At 29.6% G+C, this 16,585-nt stretch carries 16 protein-coding genes; 1 reads left to right on the top strand and 15 read right to left on the bottom strand.

The genetic code is table 11. The features are described 5' to 3' along the window. Position 1: 1 nt before the first annotated feature. The 6 genes from ACSHW5_RS10730 to ACSHW5_RS10705 form a co-directional block, all read right to left on the bottom strand. A complete protein-coding gene (locus ACSHW5_RS10730) occupies positions 2–217 on the bottom strand; it encodes a hypothetical protein (RefSeq protein WP_435676131.1) in 216 nt (71 codons plus the stop codon). A gap of 77 nt (positions 218–294) precedes the next feature. Continuing rightward, entirely contained in the window at positions 295–519 is a 225-nt protein-coding gene (locus ACSHW5_RS10725; protein ID WP_435676130.1) for a hypothetical protein, read from the bottom strand. Positions 520–522: 3 nt separating this feature from the next. Beyond that, positions 523–1,221 (bottom strand): GTP cyclohydrolase I FolE, encoded by a 699-nt coding sequence (gene folE, locus ACSHW5_RS10720; protein WP_435676129.1) that lies wholly within the window; start codon positions 1,219–1,221, stop codon positions 523–525. Positions 1,222–1,749: 528 nt separating this feature from the next. Continuing rightward, positions 1,750–3,171, bottom strand: coding sequence for an SDR family oxidoreductase (locus ACSHW5_RS10715; RefSeq protein WP_435676128.1), 1,422 nt, complete (start codon positions 3,169–3,171; stop codon positions 1,750–1,752). Positions 3,172–3,276: 105 nt separating this feature from the next. Then, positions 3,277–4,581, bottom strand: coding sequence for an ABC1 kinase family protein (locus ACSHW5_RS10710; protein WP_435676127.1), 1,305 nt, complete (start codon positions 4,579–4,581; stop codon positions 3,277–3,279). Between the two features lie 30 nt (positions 4,582–4,611). After that, positions 4,612–5,268, bottom strand: a complete 657-nt coding sequence (locus tag ACSHW5_RS10705; protein ID WP_435676126.1) for a TetR/AcrR family transcriptional regulator — start codon at positions 5,266–5,268, stop codon at positions 4,612–4,614. A 155-nt stretch (positions 5,269–5,423) separates the two neighbouring features. Here ACSHW5_RS10705 and ACSHW5_RS10700 point away from each other — a divergent pair, with 155 nt between their 5' ends. Beyond that, positions 5,424–6,515, top strand: coding sequence for a formylglycine-generating enzyme family protein (locus tag ACSHW5_RS10700; RefSeq protein WP_435676125.1), 1,092 nt, complete (start codon positions 5,424–5,426; stop codon positions 6,513–6,515). A gap of 89 nt (positions 6,516–6,604) precedes the next feature. Here the strand turns inward: ACSHW5_RS10700 and ACSHW5_RS10695 are convergent, their stop codons facing one another. From ACSHW5_RS10695 to ACSHW5_RS10655, 9 genes are all read right to left on the bottom strand, one after another. Continuing rightward, positions 6,605–7,168: a phosphatase PAP2 family protein gene (locus ACSHW5_RS10695; RefSeq protein WP_435676124.1), complete on the bottom strand. Its 564-nt coding sequence runs from the start codon at positions 7,166–7,168 to the stop codon at positions 6,605–6,607. A 61-nt stretch (positions 7,169–7,229) separates the two neighbouring features. Continuing rightward, positions 7,230–9,638 carry an outer membrane beta-barrel family protein gene (locus ACSHW5_RS10690; protein WP_435676123.1) on the bottom strand — a complete coding sequence of 803 codons (2,409 nt, stop codon included), beginning with the start codon at positions 9,636–9,638 and terminating at the stop codon, positions 7,230–7,232. Between the two features lie 67 nt (positions 9,639–9,705). Next, on the bottom strand, positions 9,706–10,953 hold the full coding sequence (locus ACSHW5_RS10685; RefSeq protein ID WP_435676122.1) for a sensor histidine kinase: 1,248 nt from the start codon (positions 10,951–10,953) through the stop codon (positions 9,706–9,708). Between the two features lie 3 nt (positions 10,954–10,956). Then, a complete protein-coding gene (locus ACSHW5_RS10680; protein WP_435676121.1) occupies positions 10,957–11,631 on the bottom strand; it encodes a response regulator transcription factor in 675 nt (224 codons plus the stop codon). Between the two features lie 287 nt (positions 11,632–11,918). Beyond that, the gene (locus ACSHW5_RS10675) at positions 11,919–13,415 is read right to left on the bottom strand and encodes a potassium/proton antiporter (RefSeq protein WP_435676120.1); all 1,497 of its coding nucleotides are present in this window, start codon (positions 13,413–13,415) and stop codon (positions 11,919–11,921) included. An 80-nt stretch (positions 13,416–13,495) separates the two neighbouring features. Further along, positions 13,496–14,542 (bottom strand): ACR3 family arsenite efflux transporter, encoded by a 1,047-nt coding sequence (gene arsB / locus ACSHW5_RS10670; protein ID WP_435676119.1) that lies wholly within the window; start codon positions 14,540–14,542, stop codon positions 13,496–13,498. A 2-nt stretch (positions 14,543–14,544) separates the two neighbouring features. Continuing rightward, entirely contained in the window at positions 14,545–15,177 is a 633-nt protein-coding gene (locus ACSHW5_RS10665) for a low molecular weight phosphatase family protein (protein WP_435676118.1), read from the bottom strand. 163 nt (positions 15,178–15,340) lie between these two features. After that, a complete protein-coding gene (locus ACSHW5_RS10660; protein WP_435676117.1) occupies positions 15,341–15,808 on the bottom strand; it encodes a DUF6428 family protein in 468 nt (155 codons plus the stop codon). Positions 15,809–15,858: 50 nt separating this feature from the next. After that, positions 15,859–16,191: an ArsR/SmtB family transcription factor gene (locus ACSHW5_RS10655; RefSeq protein WP_435676116.1), complete on the bottom strand. Its 333-nt coding sequence runs from the start codon at positions 16,189–16,191 to the stop codon at positions 15,859–15,861. Positions 16,192–16,585: the final 394 nt, after the last annotated feature.

The following is a 16,585-nucleotide window of genomic DNA, read 5'->3' as shown; positions in this document are numbered from 1 at the left end:
TTTATCGTCTACCTTTCAAGCGCTTTTCAATTTTTTGTTTTACTGCGGTTAGGCGCTTCATTAAATCCATAATTTCTGGATCTTTCTCTACTTTATAAACTTCATTAAGTTCTAGTATTAATGCTTTTACTTCTCTTGAAGCTAAAATTCTATCACTTGTGGTTTTAAAAGAGAATTTTCTATTCTCAAATTCTTCAGATCTTTCTAATAAATTCATTCTGTGTTTCTCTGTTTTATGCTATAATTTCCGAATATAATTATAAAAGTTAGAAAAGCAATACAAAATTGAATTTATTATGCTGTTAATGGTTTTCCTTTTAAACGTCTTTCAATTTTTTGCTTAATTAAAGTCAATCTTTTCATAACATCCATTATTTCAGAATCTTTGCTTTCTTTATAAACTTCATTTAAGCTTAAAATTAAATCCTTTGCTTCTCTAGCGGCCATAATTCTATCGCTAGTAGTTGGAAATCTCATTTTTCTTGTTTCAAATTCTAATGCTTTATCTATTAATTTCATTCTTTAGTATTTTAAGGTGTTTTGTAATTCTGCTATTTTTTCTGATGTGTTAAATTTTCCTCCAAAATAAGAGGTTACTGTGCTAGAAGTATCATCTTTTATTCCTCTTGATGCAACACAAAGATGTTTTGCATCAATAATAACGGCAATATCTTCCGTATGTAAAGCTGCTTTTAATTCTGCAGCAATTTGATTTGTTAATCGTTCTTGTACTTGAGGTCTTTTTGCGTAATATTGTACAATTCTATTCAATTTAGACAAACCAATTACTTTTCCCGAAGAAATGTAAGCCACGTGTGCTTTACCAATAATTGGTACAAAATGATGTTCGCAATTGGAATAAAAAGTAATATTTTTTTCTACCAACATTTGATTGTATTGATATTTATTATCAAACAACGCAATTTTAGGTTTGTTGGCTGGGTTTAAACCAGAAAAAATTTCATCAATATACATTTTGGCTACTCTTTTAGGTGTGCCTTGTAAAGAATCATCTGTTAAATCTAGTCCCATAACATCCATTATTTGCGAGAATAAACCTTCAATTTTTTCTTTCTTTTCTTCATCAGAAAGTTTAAAAGCTTGTTTTTTCATAGGTGTTTCAAGTCCGGTAAAAAAATGCTCGTCTCCAACTTCTTCAAATGAGAATCCGTTTAATTTAGTTGAAACTTTATTTTTTTTAACTTCTAATTCTTTAATCATTTTGGTCTTTTTAATGTGCTGTCTTTAAGAAATTTTACTCTTAAAAGCAAAGCACGGATTGATAGTTTGTAAAATTATTTTTTAATGTTATTTTTATAAATTTAGTTTTACTTAGCGTTTTCTACCTATAATTGGTCAATTGTTATGCCGTTTATAAGGGGTGTTGATAGATTTATTTTATAACGGTATAGTTTGTTGTTTTAGAGGTTTTGCCTAACTACTTTGTCGTAAAACTTCTGAAATGCTTTCAGGATTTTTTTATTTATAGATTATCATTAATTGAAAAAATCTTATCTAAAAAAAATTAATTGTACTTAGATAATAAACATTAAGAAATCAGAAAAAAATGTTATTCATTGATTTAAAACCTATTTCTTCAAATATAATAAATGTTTAACAAACGTGTATTAATGTTAAACAAAAATTAACATAACATTATGTTTTTTAAGGGTTTGTGTATTAGGTATTTATTGTACTGTTTTTCTATAAGAAATAGTGTTTTTAAGGATCTTGTGTTATTGTTTATGGCTATTTATTAATGTTGTTTATCATTCCGTTAAAAACAAACCAATGAAACGGAATTACGGCATACCAATACATTCTGCCTGCTAATCCATGAGGTCTAAAAGTGGCTGTTTGGTACAAAATGTCTTCTTCCATTTTAAATTCTAACCATGCTTCTCCAGGTAGTTTCATTTCTGCATAGAGTAGTAGTATTCCTTTTTCTTTATCGGCATAAATAACACGCCAAAAATCTAAAGCATCTCCTACGTTTAGTTCTGTAGGGTGTCTTCTTCCTCTACGTAGTCCTGTTCCTCCAAAAAGTTGGTCTATAAATCCGCGAATTTTCCATAGAAAAGTGCCATAATACCAGCCTGTATTTCCGCCAATTGCCCAAATTTTATCAAGTACATTTTTGCTGTTTTTTACTTTTCTTTTCTTTAAATCTTTATAGCATCCATATGCTGGTACATTGATGAATTCGTGTACATAGTTTTTTAGTTTTCCGCTACTGATGTAAGAATCTTTCCAGCTAGAAATAATACTATTTTGTTCAATCTTTTTAAAAGCTAGTTCTACAGCTTTCTTGTAAGACATTGGTGTAATGTTTAGTAATTGGTTAATGTTGCTTTTGTTGCCAATAACTTCTACACCCATAGAATTTACTAAAGAACTTGCTAATTTATAGGAAGTAGAGGTTACAAAATACAACCAGTAAGAAGATAATTTTGGTGTCATAACTGGTACCGTTACAATATATCTTTTTAGTTTTCTTACTTCAGCAAATTGTAAAAGCATTTCTTTATAAGTTAGAATTTCTGGTCCAAAAATATCATGTGAAGTATTGTATAATTCTTTTTTTTCTAATGCTTTATATAAAAAAGCTAACACGTCTCTAATTGCTAAAGGTTGGGTTTTTGTGTTTAACCATTTAGGAGCAATCATTGCCGGTAATTTTTCAACTAAATCTCTAATAATTTCAAAAGAAGAACTTCCAGATCCTACAATAATTCCTGCTTTAAAAGTTGTCAAAGCATATTTTTCTGATGACAAGGTGTCTTCTACATTTTTTCTTGACAATAAATGTTTAGATAATTTGGTGTCGTTGGTAATTCCGCTTAAATAAATTACTTGTTTTATGGATGTAGTTTCTGAAAATTGTTTGAAATTAATAGCGCATTTTTCTTCTAAAAGGTGAAATTCTTTTGCGGAATTAGACATAGAATGAATTAAGTAATAGGCCGTGTCTATGTCTTTTGAAATTTTGTTTAAACTATCGCTATCTAAAAAATCAGCTTCAACTAGTTGTACTTTTTTTTGATTTTTGTAATAACTTTCAGCTCTTTTTTTATCTCTTACAGGGCAAATTATAGTGTGTCCGTCATTTACTAATAACGGAATTAAGCGTTTACCAATATATCCGGTTGCTCCTGTTACAAGAATTTTCATAGTTTTTATGCTGTATTTTTAGGTCTTTGGTAAGGCAATTGTTTATTAAATTTATCTTATACAGATGTTCTAAATCTTGTATTTTTCTGTTGTTAAAAAAGGCCATTATAGATATTGATAATTATTAATTTTTATATCCTTTGCTTTTAAGTCGTGCATTAAATTATACAGGCCAAAAAAGGTTCTGTTAATGTAGATAAAGTGTTTAGAACCTCTATTGCCATTCATGTCTTTTAGTTCTGTACTTTTGGCGTATTTTGTGCCTAGTTCAGAAAGTTTACCGAAGAAAACTTCATCGGAAAAATCAAAAGTTTCTTGGTGAAAAGGTTGGGTAAATAAACTTAACATTTCATGAAACATTGCGCTGAAGAAAACTATTTCTTGTTTAGAATCATCTTTTCTTAATATTTCTAATTCATATAATTTTTGTTCAAAATAAGAAGGATTAGAAATGTTTTCTTTTTTAGCGAGTTCAAAATAAGGAATATAAAAACTATTAGGAATTGTTTTCATACAGCCAAAATCAATTACAATTAATTCATTTTCAGGAGAAATTAAAAAATTTCCAGGATGCGGATCTGCGTGCACTTTCTTTAATGTATGAATTTGAAACATGTAAAAATCCCACAATGCTTGTCCTAGTTTATTGGCAACGTCTTGATTGTCTGTTTTAAATTCAGATAAATGAACACCTTGCATCCAGTCCATTGTAATTATTCTGTCAGATGATAAATCTGCATAATATTCAGGAAAATTAAGGTTTGGAATATGTTTACAAGCTGCAACAATTTCTTTACTTTGGGCAACTTCTAAAATATAATTTGTTTCTTCAATTAACTTGTTTTCAATCTCTTTAAAGTATTTATCAGAATCTTTACCTCTAATATTAAACATTTTAATTGCAATAGGTTTTACCAAAGCTAAATCTGATGCAATACTTTGTGCAACACCCGGATATTGAATTTTTATAGCTAATTTTTTACCATCTTTTTCGGCTTTATGAACCTGACCAATACTTGCTGCGTTTACAGAAACGGCATCAAATTTATCATAAATTTCACTTGGGTTTTTACCAAAATACTTTTTAAATGTTTTTGTAACCAACGCAGGAGAAAGTGGCGGAACAGAAAATTGCGAAAGTGAAAACTTTTCTACATAAGCTTGCGGTAAAATGCTTTTTTCCATACTTAACATCTGAGCAACTTTTAAAGCACTTCCTTTTAAAGTTTTTAAGCCATCATAAATATCTTCAGCATTATTTTCATTTAAACGCGCTTTTGCTTCATCTTCCGTTTTGGTTATTTTATCTCCATAATATTTAAGATAATTTACACCAATTTTTGCGCCTGTAGTAACAAGTTTAGAAGCACGTTGTATTTTTGAAGTAGGAATAGAATCAATAGTTTTCATATGCGCTAGTTTTATATTAATGTCTTCTAATTAATTGAAATTCACTTTTTCTTTTAAAATAAATTTCCCAAAATCTATAATACTCTGTAAAGGTTTTATGTCCATTAAATCAAAACGTGCGTTGATAGATTTTTCAATAAAAATATCCGTTTTTTCAAAAGAAGGAGAAACATCATCTAGCCAAAATTTCATTGTTATTACCAAATGAATCCAAGAAGATTCCTTAATAGTTGTGTTTTGAATTTTTTCTAAAGTTTCTTGTTTTAAGTCTATTCTTTCAATATTTAAACTTTCAACATAAGTTGTGTACGTTGTTCTTAAAGATTTTAAACACTTTAATTTTTTAAGATCTTTTTGCGCATTTTCTAAAGCGTATACTACATAACTTCTATTGGCTGTTAGAATTTCGAAAAAAGTAAAATAGAAACTTAAAAGTTTATTTCTTGGGTCGTAATTTTTATACGCGTCACTTTTTTCTAAAACTTTTATAGTATGATTAAAAAATTCTGAAAAAATGGCTTCTTCTATGGCATCAAAAGAACCAAAGAATTTATAAAAGTCTGCTTCTTCAAAATTATTTTCTTTCGCAAAACTAAATACTGATTTTGGTTGATGATCATTTTCTAAAACAAATTCCATGTACCAGGAAATTAGAGTGTCTTTGTTGATGTTTTTCTTGCGCGCCATATTGTATTGAATTTATGTAAAGATACAAATGTTTAACGTAATTATGATTTTGTTAAACAATAATTTTTTGTTAAATAAAAAAATGATTTTAATTGAATTAAATCTATTCATTAGAAGAATATCTATATTTGCTCAAAACATCTTAAATATTAAATATGAACATGAATGTAAAACCATTATTAATAGCCTTTTTAACTCTTTCAATTTTTGTTATTGGTTGTGATAAAAAGAAAACATCAAAAGAAGATACAGCAACAAAAACGGTAAAAAATACCAGTGAAGTAGCAGCGCCAGAAGGTATGGTTTGGGTTGATTCTAAAACTTTTTTAATGGGCGCAAAAGAGGGCGATACATTCGCAATGATGCGTGAAAAACCTGCTCATAAAGTAGCAGTTGATGGCTTTTTTATAGACGCTAGTGAAGTAACCAATAAACAATTTAAGAAATTTGTTGATGCTACAAAATATGTTACCGTTGCAGAAAGGCCAATAGATTGGGAAGAAATGAAAAAAGATTTGCCACCAAATACTCCAAAGCCAGCAGACTCAGTTTTGCAACCGGGTAGTTTAATTTTTAATAAACATGCAAATGGTGAAGTTTCTATGGATGATTATGGGCAATGGTGGGCATGGAAAATTGGTGCAAATTGGAAACAGCCAGAAGGACCAGGAAGTTCTATTGAAGGTCAAGATAATTTACCAGTTGTGCATGTTGCTCAAGAAGATGCCTTGGCATATTGTAAATGGTCTAACAGAAGATTGCCAACAGAGGCAGAATGGGAAGCTGCAGCTCAAGGTAAATTTGAAGATAATATTTATACGTGGGGAAATAAGTATGAAGATTTAAATGCAAATGCAAATACTTGGCAAGGTAAATTTCCTACTGAAAATATGTCTGAAGATAGATTTGAATATATTTCTCCTGTAAAATCGTATCCAGCAAACAATATTGGAATATTTGACATGGCTGGAAATGTTTGGGAAATGACTTCAGATTTGTTTAATGTGAATTACTATCAAACATTAGATCCAGCGGCAATTCTAAAAAATCCAAAAGGAGCAGACAAGTCTTACACGCCAAGCAATCCGTATCAAGTAGAATATGTAATGAAAGGTGGTTCTTTTTTATGTCATGAATCTTACTGTGCAAGTTTTAGAATTTCTGCAAGAATGGGAATGGAGCCAAATTCTGGTTCAGATCATATTGGTTTTAGAACTGTTGCAACTAAAGAAATGTTGGCTAAATAAGATATTATTTTTCGAATTTAATATTATAAAAAAACCTTGATATCAATTATCAAGGTTTTTTTAGTTTTTATAAAATGTAAAGGATCGCTTTAAAAGTTATAGTTAAATCCTAATAAATATTCATTATTACGTGTGTTAAAAGTAAGTTCCATGTGTTTTTGCTTATATTCTGATGTAAATAATAAGTTACTGCCAAGCCCTATTGCAGCTCCGGCTAATACATCAAGAATATCGTGTTTATTTGAATCGATTCTACTTGCAGCAGCAAACCCAGCAAGAACATAAGCAGGAATACTATATTTAAATCCAAAACGTCTGTGTATAAATCCTGCGCTATGAAATGTTGTAGATGTATGACCGGATGGAAATGAATTGTTATTGCTAAAATCTGGTCGTTGTTTATTGATACTTAGTTTTAATCCGTAGGTAATGGCATTTGAGGCTAATAAGCCTTTTGTAAATTGCCAAACACCTTTTTTATCATCAATAATAAAAGTAGTTCCCAAAGTTGCTATTGGCACTGCAAAGAGTAGTACGTCTCCAATTTTTTGAGTTGTTTTTGTAGTATTATTGTTTTGCCCTAAAAGCGATGAACTTAGGAAAACTATTATAATAAAGTTAACTAAAAGCGTTTTTGTGCATTTTGTATTCATTTAATTTAAAAGTATTTAGTTTTAAAATTAATGAAGAAATCTTAAGACATTCTAAAGCGAATTAAAATTTATACGTATACCCCAATCGAATAACTTGTGTTTCGTAATAATTATTACTGGTATAATTAAAAGTTTCTCCTTCAATTGTTTTTTTGATAACCATTGTATTAAGTAAATCTGTGGCGTTAAAGAAGAGTTCTCCTTTTCCTTTTTGTATCGATTTTTTAAGTCCTACATCCAAAGAAAACATTGCAGCTCTTTTACCTTGCGGAATAATATCTGGAGCTAAATAGCTTGCCGTTACTTGTGCGTCTAGTTTGTTAGAAAAATGAAAGGTATTGTTTAGTTTTAACGTTCCGGAAGTTATTTTTTGTTTACCTGCGGAAAAAATATTTTCACTTGGATATAGATTTACTACAGAGAAAGCATTTATAGTATTTTGATACATATTTCCATTGAAGTTAAAAGAATATGTATCTGAAACTTCTTGTGCATACACCATTTCTATACCACTATTGTAACTTTTACCCGCATTCTGAAAAATGGCATAAATTAATGAATCATTGCCAACAGTACTAGAAATTCTAGTAATAGTTCCGTCTGCAAAACGATGGTACATAGCAGCGTATAAACTACCGGAAGTCCAACTAGTTTTATAACCTAATTCTAATAAGTTTGTAAACTGCGGACGTAAATTAGGGTTTCCTACTTTAATAATTTCTGCGTCGTCATATTTCGGAAAAATACGAATATCAACTTCGTTGGGTCTGTCTACACGTCTGTTATAAAAAATAGAAATTTTATTGTTTTCGTCAATTTTTTTAGCAAATCGAACATTTGGGAACGGTTCAAAATAATCATATCCACCATTTTTATAAGTATTATGGTCTGGATTTACGTAATAGTTTAAATCAACATATTCTACACGTACACCTATTTCTGCTTCGTACTTTTCATTTTCAAAAATATAATTTCCATACACGGCAGGAATCAGTTCTTTGTATTCTGCTTCTCCACCAGCTTCTATATCAAGTGGTGTATTGGTTCCTGGAAAAAACTGCATGTTTATAGGGATATTTCTTTTTCTAACTTTTATCCCCGTTTCCATTTTACCATATTTTAATGGTTTCACATAATCGATATTAAAATCGTATACCTGCTCGTCTGAAAGTAATTTAAAAGAGTTTTTGCTTACAGGTTGGTTTGGTAAAATATTATCGAAAAAATATTTTTCATCTTCTCTGTGAAACGTGTAATTAAAACCAAGTGTTAAGTGATGTCCGGCTTCTTTAAATTTGTGCAAATAGCTAGCGGTTGCCATTGCTGTTATTTTTACTTCATCTTCTAGAAATTGCCAAAGCCTAAATCGCTCACTCAAATCTTCATTAAAAAAAGGTTGATCTCCATTGTCAATAATTACTTCAGTACCGTATAAACCAGAAAAAGTAAAGGTGTTTTTGTCATCTATATTCCAATCTATTCCAGATTTTAAGGTTGAAAAATGTGTGTCTCTATTTCGTTTAGATTGTTGTTTAATAACGGTACCATCATCATAAGTTCTAGTTACAAATTCGTTTTTATTCAACGTTTCAGTATATAAATAATCACCTTGAAAAAAAATATTAACGTTATTTTTTCTATAATTTAAAGATAACGATGGATTTATTTTTGGCGTTGCAGAATATTGCTGTCTTATATTTGGCAGGTTTTCTTTACGTTCCCACAAAGCACCCAAGCCTCCTGTAAAACCTATTTTTCCGTTAAAACCTTGTACTTTATTTTTTTTGTAGATAATGTTTATAATACCTCCATTTCCGTTGGCATCATATTTAGAAGAAGGATTATTAATCACCTCAATTCTATCAATGGCAGAAGACGGAATGTTATCTAAACCAGCTTGATTTCCAAAACCAGTAAGTGCTGTTTGTTTTCCATCAATAAGTACAATAACCTTATCATTTCCTCGTAACTTTACCTTGCCATCTAAAACACTTACACTTGGTAAATTTTGCATGGCTTGCAATACAGATCCACCACTTTGATTGATATTGTCTTTTAGAGAATAGGTTTTTTTATCCATTTTAGCACTTACTTCTTGCTGTTTAGTGTCTATTACAATTTCATTTAAACTAGTAACATCTGCCGTAAGTTGTATTGTTTTTAAATTGATAAAATTAGATAACGTACCTATATAAATAGCTTCTTTATGTGTTAGAAAACCAATACTAGAAATTTCTAAAAAATAGTTTCCAGACGTTACATTGCTTATTGTAAATAAACCATTTTCATTTGTTGCGGTTCCTGCTACAAAGGCATTTTCTAATTTCGACTTTAAAACTACATTTGCGTATGCAATGGCATTTTCACTGTTGTTTTCTAATACGTTTCCGGAAATGGTGACTTTATTTTGAGAAAATAAGGTGGTAGAAAATGAAAGTGCTACGACAAATAATATTACTTTTTTGAGCATTATATTAATGTTTTCTTGCAATAATAAGGTTGAAATCTTAAGTTATTCTTAAGTTTTGATAATTGCATTATTTAAAGTGAACAGAGAAAAAATGTTGATGCTCATTAAAAGAATATGATGGCGTAAAGCTATAAAAGTCGCAAATCTTTTTAACAATGGCTAAGCCCAACCCTGTGGAGTGTTTTCTATTGGATTCTCTATAAAATCGTAAGAATATACTTTCGGGATTTACAAGTGCTTTTTCACCAAAATTAGAAATACTCATCATAGATTTGTTGGTGTAAATTGTAATCTCTTTATCTTTTTTACCATGCTTTATGGCATTAGAAATTAAATTATTTACAAGAATATCTGCCAGGTAAGAATCCATAGGAATTATTAATTCTTTTTCTGAATTGTGAGCTAAATGTACTTGTTTTAATTCTTGAAAGTTTTCAATTTTTTCATTGATAAGTTTAGAAAGATTTACATTTTCTATATGTATAAACTGATTGTTGTCTATTTTAGTAAGAATGGTGATTTTTTTATTCAGTTGTTTTAGTCGTTGAATATCATTTTGAATGGAAGTTACTTGCACAAATTGTTTGTCATTAATTCCTTGTTCATTTATTAAATTATCTATTTTAGCTTGAATAATAGCTAAAGGCGTTTGCATTTCATGAGATACATTTTCGGAAAACTGTTTTAAATTTTCGTAGTCTGTTTTTACTTTATTCGTGAGTAATTCAATTTCATTTTTTAATTCTGAAAATTCTAGAATATCACTATCTATAAGCGCAATTGGTTCTTTAGATGTTAGAGAAAAGTGTTTCATTTGCGCTAAATTTTTAAAAAATGGATTCCATAATTGAAGGTTTCTTGCTGTATTAAAATAAAAGAGAAAGATAAAAGTCAATCCCAAAATAATGATATTAGAAATTACAATGGCTACTAAAAAGGTTTCGGACTCTACAACTAAATTACGAACAGTTATTTTATAGTTTTTTCCATTAATATTTTTAAAAGTAGACAACTCTCTAAATAGTTCCATTTCATCTTGTGAAGGATCATAAATAATAGTGTCTTTTAAAACTTTATTTTTTAAGTGCTGTATAACAATTACTTCTGTAACTGGTGGAAGTGAGAATCCTATAACTCCTTTTTTTATGGCATCAACAACTCTTGCTTCTGTAGAGTAAAGTTCTTCTTCAATTTCACTTTTTAAAAGGTGTTTTGTATAAAAATATAAGGCTACAGTACTTATAAAGGCTAAAAATAAACCTGTAAATAAGAATCTTTTAGAGGTTTTTTTTAACAGTGTTATTTTTTTAGACATGGGTTAATCTTCAATAAATTTATAGCCACTACCATAAGCGGTTTTAATATATTTTGCTCCTTCTGTCGTTAGTTTTTTTCTCAAATTATTGATGTGTACATAAATAAAATCAAAATTATCTAGTAAGTCGCTATCATCTCCCCAAAGGTGTTCTGCAATAATTTCTTTTGATAAAACACGTCCTTTATTAGAAATAAAAAAGATTAATAAATCGTATTCTTTGCGAGTCAATGAAATCTGTTTTCCATCAATATGGGTAGTTTTGGCCTTGGTGTTAATTTGTATTTCATTAAATTCTATAATGTCATTACCACCATATTTACCTCTTCTAAGTACTGCATTAATTCTTGCGTTAAGCTCAGCTAAATGGAAAGGTTTTGTAATATAATCATCAGCGCCCAAATCTAAACCTTCTAATTTATCAGACAAAGAATTATTGGCAGAAATGATAATAACACCCGCTTTTTTCTTTTCTTTTTTTAATGTTTTTAGCACTTCTAAACCGCTGCCAGAAACCAAATTGATATCTAAAATAATGACATCGTAATCATAAATTTCCGTTTTTTCTGAAGCTTCTCTATAATCTGAAGCAACTTCACAAATATTTCCATCGCGTTGTAAATAAGTAACAATAGATTGTTGTAATTCTATTTCGTCTTCAGCTATAAGATATTTCATGCCTATAAATTTAAAACAATAAAATTAGGTATTGATTCTAAACTTCTTCTAAAGATGAAAATATTTTGTTTGGTTTCGCTGTTGAAATTAATTTACTTGTAATTAGCCAAGGCTATTTGCACTAAATATCAAAACAACAATTTTTGCCAAAGTTATTTTTTGTGGTAGTAATGCCTAAAGTTTATTTTTTTTCTTCTTATTGCTGCGAACTTTCAATATTTAAATAGGCAATTCTGTTTTGTGAAAGTAAAATAAGAAACATAAGCAACTTGTAATCTTATCAATATTTATACTTCGGTTGTTTTATCTTTATAATCCATGTTGTTTTCATGAAATAATTTATACACCTCGTTTAAACTTTCTTCATTATCTAATAAAACAACAAGTGTATCGTTTGCTTCTATAATAGTTGCACCTCCCGGACGTACAAATTTTCCTTTTCTTTTTATCATACTTATAAATGCTGATGTTGGAAAATGTAAATCGATAATGCGTTTATTTACAGCAGAACTATCTGCAGGAATTTCTATTTCTTTCATGGCTGATTTTGGTAAATTTAAAATATACCGATCGTTTTCTGCTATAGGTCTTATTTTTTCTGGCAAAGCAACATCTAGCCATTTAGAAAAAATAGATAAGGTTGTACCTTGAATTAATACCGATGTTACTGAAATAAAAAACACAATATTAAAAATGATATTTGCTTTGTCTATTCCCGCTAAAAGCGGATATGTTGCAAATACAATTGGCACAGCACCACGCAAACCAACCCAAGAAATATAAAATCGTCTTTGAAGTTTCATTTTAAAAAACAATAGACTTATAAAAACACTAATGGGTCTTGCAATTAGAATTAAGAAAATAGAAATTAAGATTCCAATACCCATATACGGTATTATTTGCGAAGGAAAAACAAGCAATCCTAAAGTAAGGAACAATACAATTTGCATCAGCCAAGCAATACCATCAAACATTTTTAAAATGGTAGATTTATGTATAAGATCTTGATTTCCTAAATACACAGCACAGATGTAAATTGCTAAAAATCCATTTCCACCAACAGCATCTGTAGCAGAAAAAGTGATAAACATAAGTGCTATGACCAAAACAGGATACAATCCTTCAAAATCTAATTTTATTCTATTTATGATTATTTTACTTAATCTACCAAAACCAAAACCTGCAATTCCGCCAAAAATCATTTGTTGAAAAAACATAGGAATTATAGCTGTAATGCTTAAATCTTGATTAATTACCAAGGTTAAAAAAGCCAATGTTAATACATAAGCCATGGGGTCATTACTTCCGCTTTCTAGCTCTAAAGTTTGTCTTAAGTTGTTTTTTAACGCTAAATTTTTCGATCTTAAAATAGAAAATACGGCAGCAGCATCTGTAGAAGATACAATAGAACCCAGCAGCATACTTTCATAAATGGTAAAATCTGTAACAAACCAAACAAAGGTACCTAATGAGAGTGCTGTAAGTAAAACACCTACAGTAGATAATACAAGCCCTTCTTTAAGAATTGGTTTTATAGCAGTCCAATTGGTGTCTAAACCACCAGAAAATAAAATAAAGTTAAGGGAAACAATTCCTATAAATTGTGCGGCTTTTGGGTCGTTAAAACGAATGCCACCAATACCTTCCGAACCCGCCATCATTCCTATAGCTAAAAAAAGTATTAAAGTTGGTACTCCAAATTTATAGGAAGTTTTACCAACAATAATACTTATAAAAAGTAATATAGAACCAACTAATAATATATTTTCAATGGTTAAATTCATTCTTTTAATTTCTTATAATGACTAAAGACAAATTTAACTTTTATACATTAAAATGCTGATTATTATTCTGTTTTTATTTTTTAAATGGTTATTTTTTTATAATATTTTTTTCGCAACCAAAAAGAAACTCTCACTAATAAAATTAAAGCAGGAACTTCAACTAATGGTCCAATAACTCCTGCAAATGCTTGTCCGGAATTTAATCCGAAAACGGCTATTGCTACAGCAATGGCTAATTCAAAATTATTACCTGCTGCCGTAAAAGCTACCGCTGCTGTTTTATCATATTCGGCACCTGTTGCTTTGGTAAAGAAAAATCCAATAATAAACATCAAAGTAAAATAGATTAATAAAGGAACAGCAATAATTAAAACATCCATAGGAATTTGAACAATTAATTCTCCTTTTAAAGAAAACATGACTACAATTGTAAATAACAATGCAATTAATGTTAATGGAGAAATCTTTGGAATAAATTTGTTTGTGTACCAATCTTCACCTTTTAATTTTACTAGAATAAGTCTACTTAAAATGCCTAAAATAAATGGAATTCCTAAGTAAATTGCAACACTTTCTGCAATGGTTGCTACAGAAATATCTACAATGGCACCTTCAAAACCAAAATAGGGTGGAAGTACAGTGATAAAAAGCCATGCATAAAAGCTGTAAGCAAATACTTGAAAAATACTATTTAAAGCTACCAAACCCGCACCATATTCGCTACTTCCTTCAGCAAGATCATTCCATACCAAAACCATGGCAATACAACGCGCCAAGCCAATTAAAATTAAACCGACCATGTATTCTGGATACTCACGTAAAAATGTAATTGCCAGAATAAACATTAAAACAGGACCAATAACCCAGTTTAAAAGAAGTGAAATTGATAAGATTTTTGTATTTCTAAAAACCTTAGGTAAAAGCGCGTAGTTTACTTTCGCCAAAGGCGGATACATCATTAGAATTAAACCAATTGCAATAGGTATATTGGTGGTTCCGCTGCTAAATGAATTGATAATGTTTGGAAAACTAGGAATAAAAAATCCCAAACCAACACCAAAAGCCATGGCAACAAATATCCATAAAGTTAAATAACTATCTAGGAAACTTAATTTTTTTAAAGCCATTTTTATAAATTTACTTGAGAGAAAACGTAAAATAATTCTGTTGCAATTTGCAAACTTCTTTCCTTGTATTTTTCTGCTTGTTCAGGTGTGTTATCAAATGCCTTAGGATCTTCAAACGTAATAGGAATGCGTTTTTCTGCGCCAGCAATAAACGGACAGCCGCCATCTGCTTGCGAGCAAGTCATAATTGCCGCAAATTCTGATGTTGGATTAAAATCATCATCTAATTTTTTAGAAAACCCAATAATAGGATGTGCATTTTCTCCATATTTAATACTATAAATAGGATTGTTTGTTTCTGCAATTGTTTTAATTTTAAAACCAGCACCTTTTAATGTTTTAGCAACCATTGGGAAAAGTGCGGTAGCTTCCGTTCCTCCAGAATAACAAAATACATTTTTAATATTAAAATAGCTTGCTATTGTTTGCGCCCAAACTTGAGATAAATGGCTTCTTCTAGAATTGTGTGTACAAATAAAGTTGATGCTAATTTTTTGTTGAGTAGCAACTTTAGATTGAATAAAATCTGCTAAAGGTTGTAAAACAATTTTACGTTCTTCGGAAATAGTTGCAGGGTTTAAACCTTTAATTACGTTTTCTATTTCAGAAAATAGTGTTGTTTGTGTTGTGGTCATTTTTTTAAAAATTGATTGTTTGTTTTTCTTTTATTTACGCTGAGTGAATCTGTAAAATCTGCGAGATAATTTTGGAATATTTTAAAATTATTACTCGCTGATTACACAAGAGATCACAATTTTTTTTACAGGTATCATAAATACTAGATCTATAGATTTTATTTTAGCAACATCCGCTACCTGGAGCACAAGAGTTTCCTGCTGATAGTTCTGAAAATTGTAATTTTGTTTTTTCTTCTGGAATTCCGCATTGGTCTTTTGCCAAACAATCTGTTTGTTTAGAAGTTAATAAGAAATTTGTTCCGTCAAAATCAAGTCCGAATTTACCAATGGTTTCTGCTTGGTATTCTACTTCAATTTCTAGATCTTCAATTTTTAAAACCTTTTCAGAAAGTTCTATAATGTTTATCAATTTTTCTGGATGCAATCTGTGGTCATAATCATCTGCATTCCAAAGTTGAAAGTTTACTACTTCTTCATTTCTTACGGTTCCACCGCAATCAATAAAATGTTTTGTTATTTTACCTACTTCTGTAACATGAAAGTGGCTAGGTACTAATTGGCCGTTTGGTAATTGAAAACCAATGGTTTTTAAGTTGTTTAAAGCTAATTTAACTTCTGATAGTTTCATAATATTATATTTGTTTATTGCAATTTTACGATTAATGAATGTAAATTTTTTTAACAGCAACCTGTTTGTTGAGATAGATCTTGATTTAAAAACTCAGACATCACAGTTTTCATTGCTGTCCAGTTTTCTTTGTGAATACAATAGCAAACACGAGTTCCTTCTACACTTCCTTTTATCAAACCTAAGTGTTTTAATTCTTTTAAATGCTGAGAAATGGTAGGTTGTGCCAATCCTATTTCGCTTACCAAGTCTCCACAAACACAAGAATCAATTTTAAATAAATGTTGTAAAATTGTTACTCTTGCCGGATGCCCAAACACTTTTGCAAACAGTGCAATTTCATTTTGTTCATCGGTAAACATTTCTGTTTTTGCTAATCCCATTTTGGTTCTTTATTTATTCATTGCAATATTACGATTAATAATTTAATAGAAAAAAATAATTTTTTAAAATTTCAAAAAAAAATAAGTTTCTGTGATTTGTTTCTCTTCATAAAATTAGAGATTATACAGTTTTTATAATTTATTCTAATATTTGTTTTACTACTCCACAGCTTTGTATTGCTTGCACCAGAGATTAATACAAAAAGTTGTGGAGTTGTATAAGAATTAAGCACTTTGATATTTAAATTCTTTCTGTTTAGACTAAGTAATATTTATGTATAATTCCTAAATCCTACAAGTTTTAGACTTGATCCTAATTGGATCAATCTCAAAAGTTGTGTGTGAAGCGTAAAAATAATTAGATCTTTGTGATAAAAAAAGACATTGGATCATT

Origin of the sequence: Polaribacter sp., from assembly GCF_051251875.1 — a bacterium.
Classification (GTDB): domain Bacteria; phylum Bacteroidota; class Bacteroidia; order Flavobacteriales; family Flavobacteriaceae; genus Polaribacter.
Note: the sequence above shows the minus strand (reverse complement) of the source record. Positions and strands in the feature narration are given on the sequence as shown.

Coding starts and splice junctions, on each gene's coding strand:
- ACSHW5_RS10680 (WP_435676121.1), bottom strand. CDS start 11,631: ATGAAATATCTTATAGCTGAAGACGAAATAGAATTACAACAATCTATT.
- ACSHW5_RS10695 (WP_435676124.1), bottom strand. CDS start 7,168: ATGAATACAAAATGCACAAAAACGCTTTTAGTTAACTTTATTATAATA.
- ACSHW5_RS10730 (WP_435676131.1), bottom strand. CDS start 217: ATGAATTTATTAGAAAGATCTGAAGAATTTGAGAATAGAAAATTCTCT.
- ACSHW5_RS10715 (WP_435676128.1), bottom strand. CDS start 3,171: ATGAAAATTCTTGTAACAGGAGCAACCGGATATATTGGTAAACGCTTA.
- ACSHW5_RS10675 (WP_435676120.1), bottom strand. CDS start 13,415: ATGAATTTAACCATTGAAAATATATTATTAGTTGGTTCTATATTACTT.
- folE (WP_435676129.1), bottom strand. CDS start 1,221: ATGATTAAAGAATTAGAAGTTAAAAAAAATAAAGTTTCAACTAAATTA.
- ACSHW5_RS10655 (WP_435676116.1), bottom strand. CDS start 16,191: ATGGGATTAGCAAAAACAGAAATGTTTACCGATGAACAAAATGAAATT.
- ACSHW5_RS10665 (WP_435676118.1), bottom strand. CDS start 15,177: ATGACCACAACACAAACAACACTATTTTCTGAAATAGAAAACGTAATT.
- arsB (WP_435676119.1), bottom strand. CDS start 14,542: ATGGCTTTAAAAAAATTAAGTTTCCTAGATAGTTATTTAACTTTATGG.
- ACSHW5_RS10685 (WP_435676122.1), bottom strand. CDS start 10,953: ATGTCTAAAAAAATAACACTGTTAAAAAAAACCTCTAAAAGATTCTTA.
- ACSHW5_RS10725 (WP_435676130.1), bottom strand. CDS start 519: ATGAAATTAATAGATAAAGCATTAGAATTTGAAACAAGAAAAATGAGA.
- ACSHW5_RS10660 (WP_435676117.1), bottom strand. CDS start 15,808: ATGAAACTATCAGAAGTTAAATTAGCTTTAAACAACTTAAAAACCATT.
- ACSHW5_RS10690 (WP_435676123.1), bottom strand. CDS start 9,638: ATGCTCAAAAAAGTAATATTATTTGTCGTAGCACTTTCATTTTCTACC.
- ACSHW5_RS10700 (WP_435676125.1), top strand. CDS start 5,424: ATGAACATGAATGTAAAACCATTATTAATAGCCTTTTTAACTCTTTCA.
- ACSHW5_RS10710 (WP_435676127.1), bottom strand. CDS start 4,581: ATGAAAACTATTGATTCTATTCCTACTTCAAAAATACAACGTGCTTCT.
- ACSHW5_RS10705 (WP_435676126.1), bottom strand. CDS start 5,268: ATGGCGCGCAAGAAAAACATCAACAAAGACACTCTAATTTCCTGGTAC.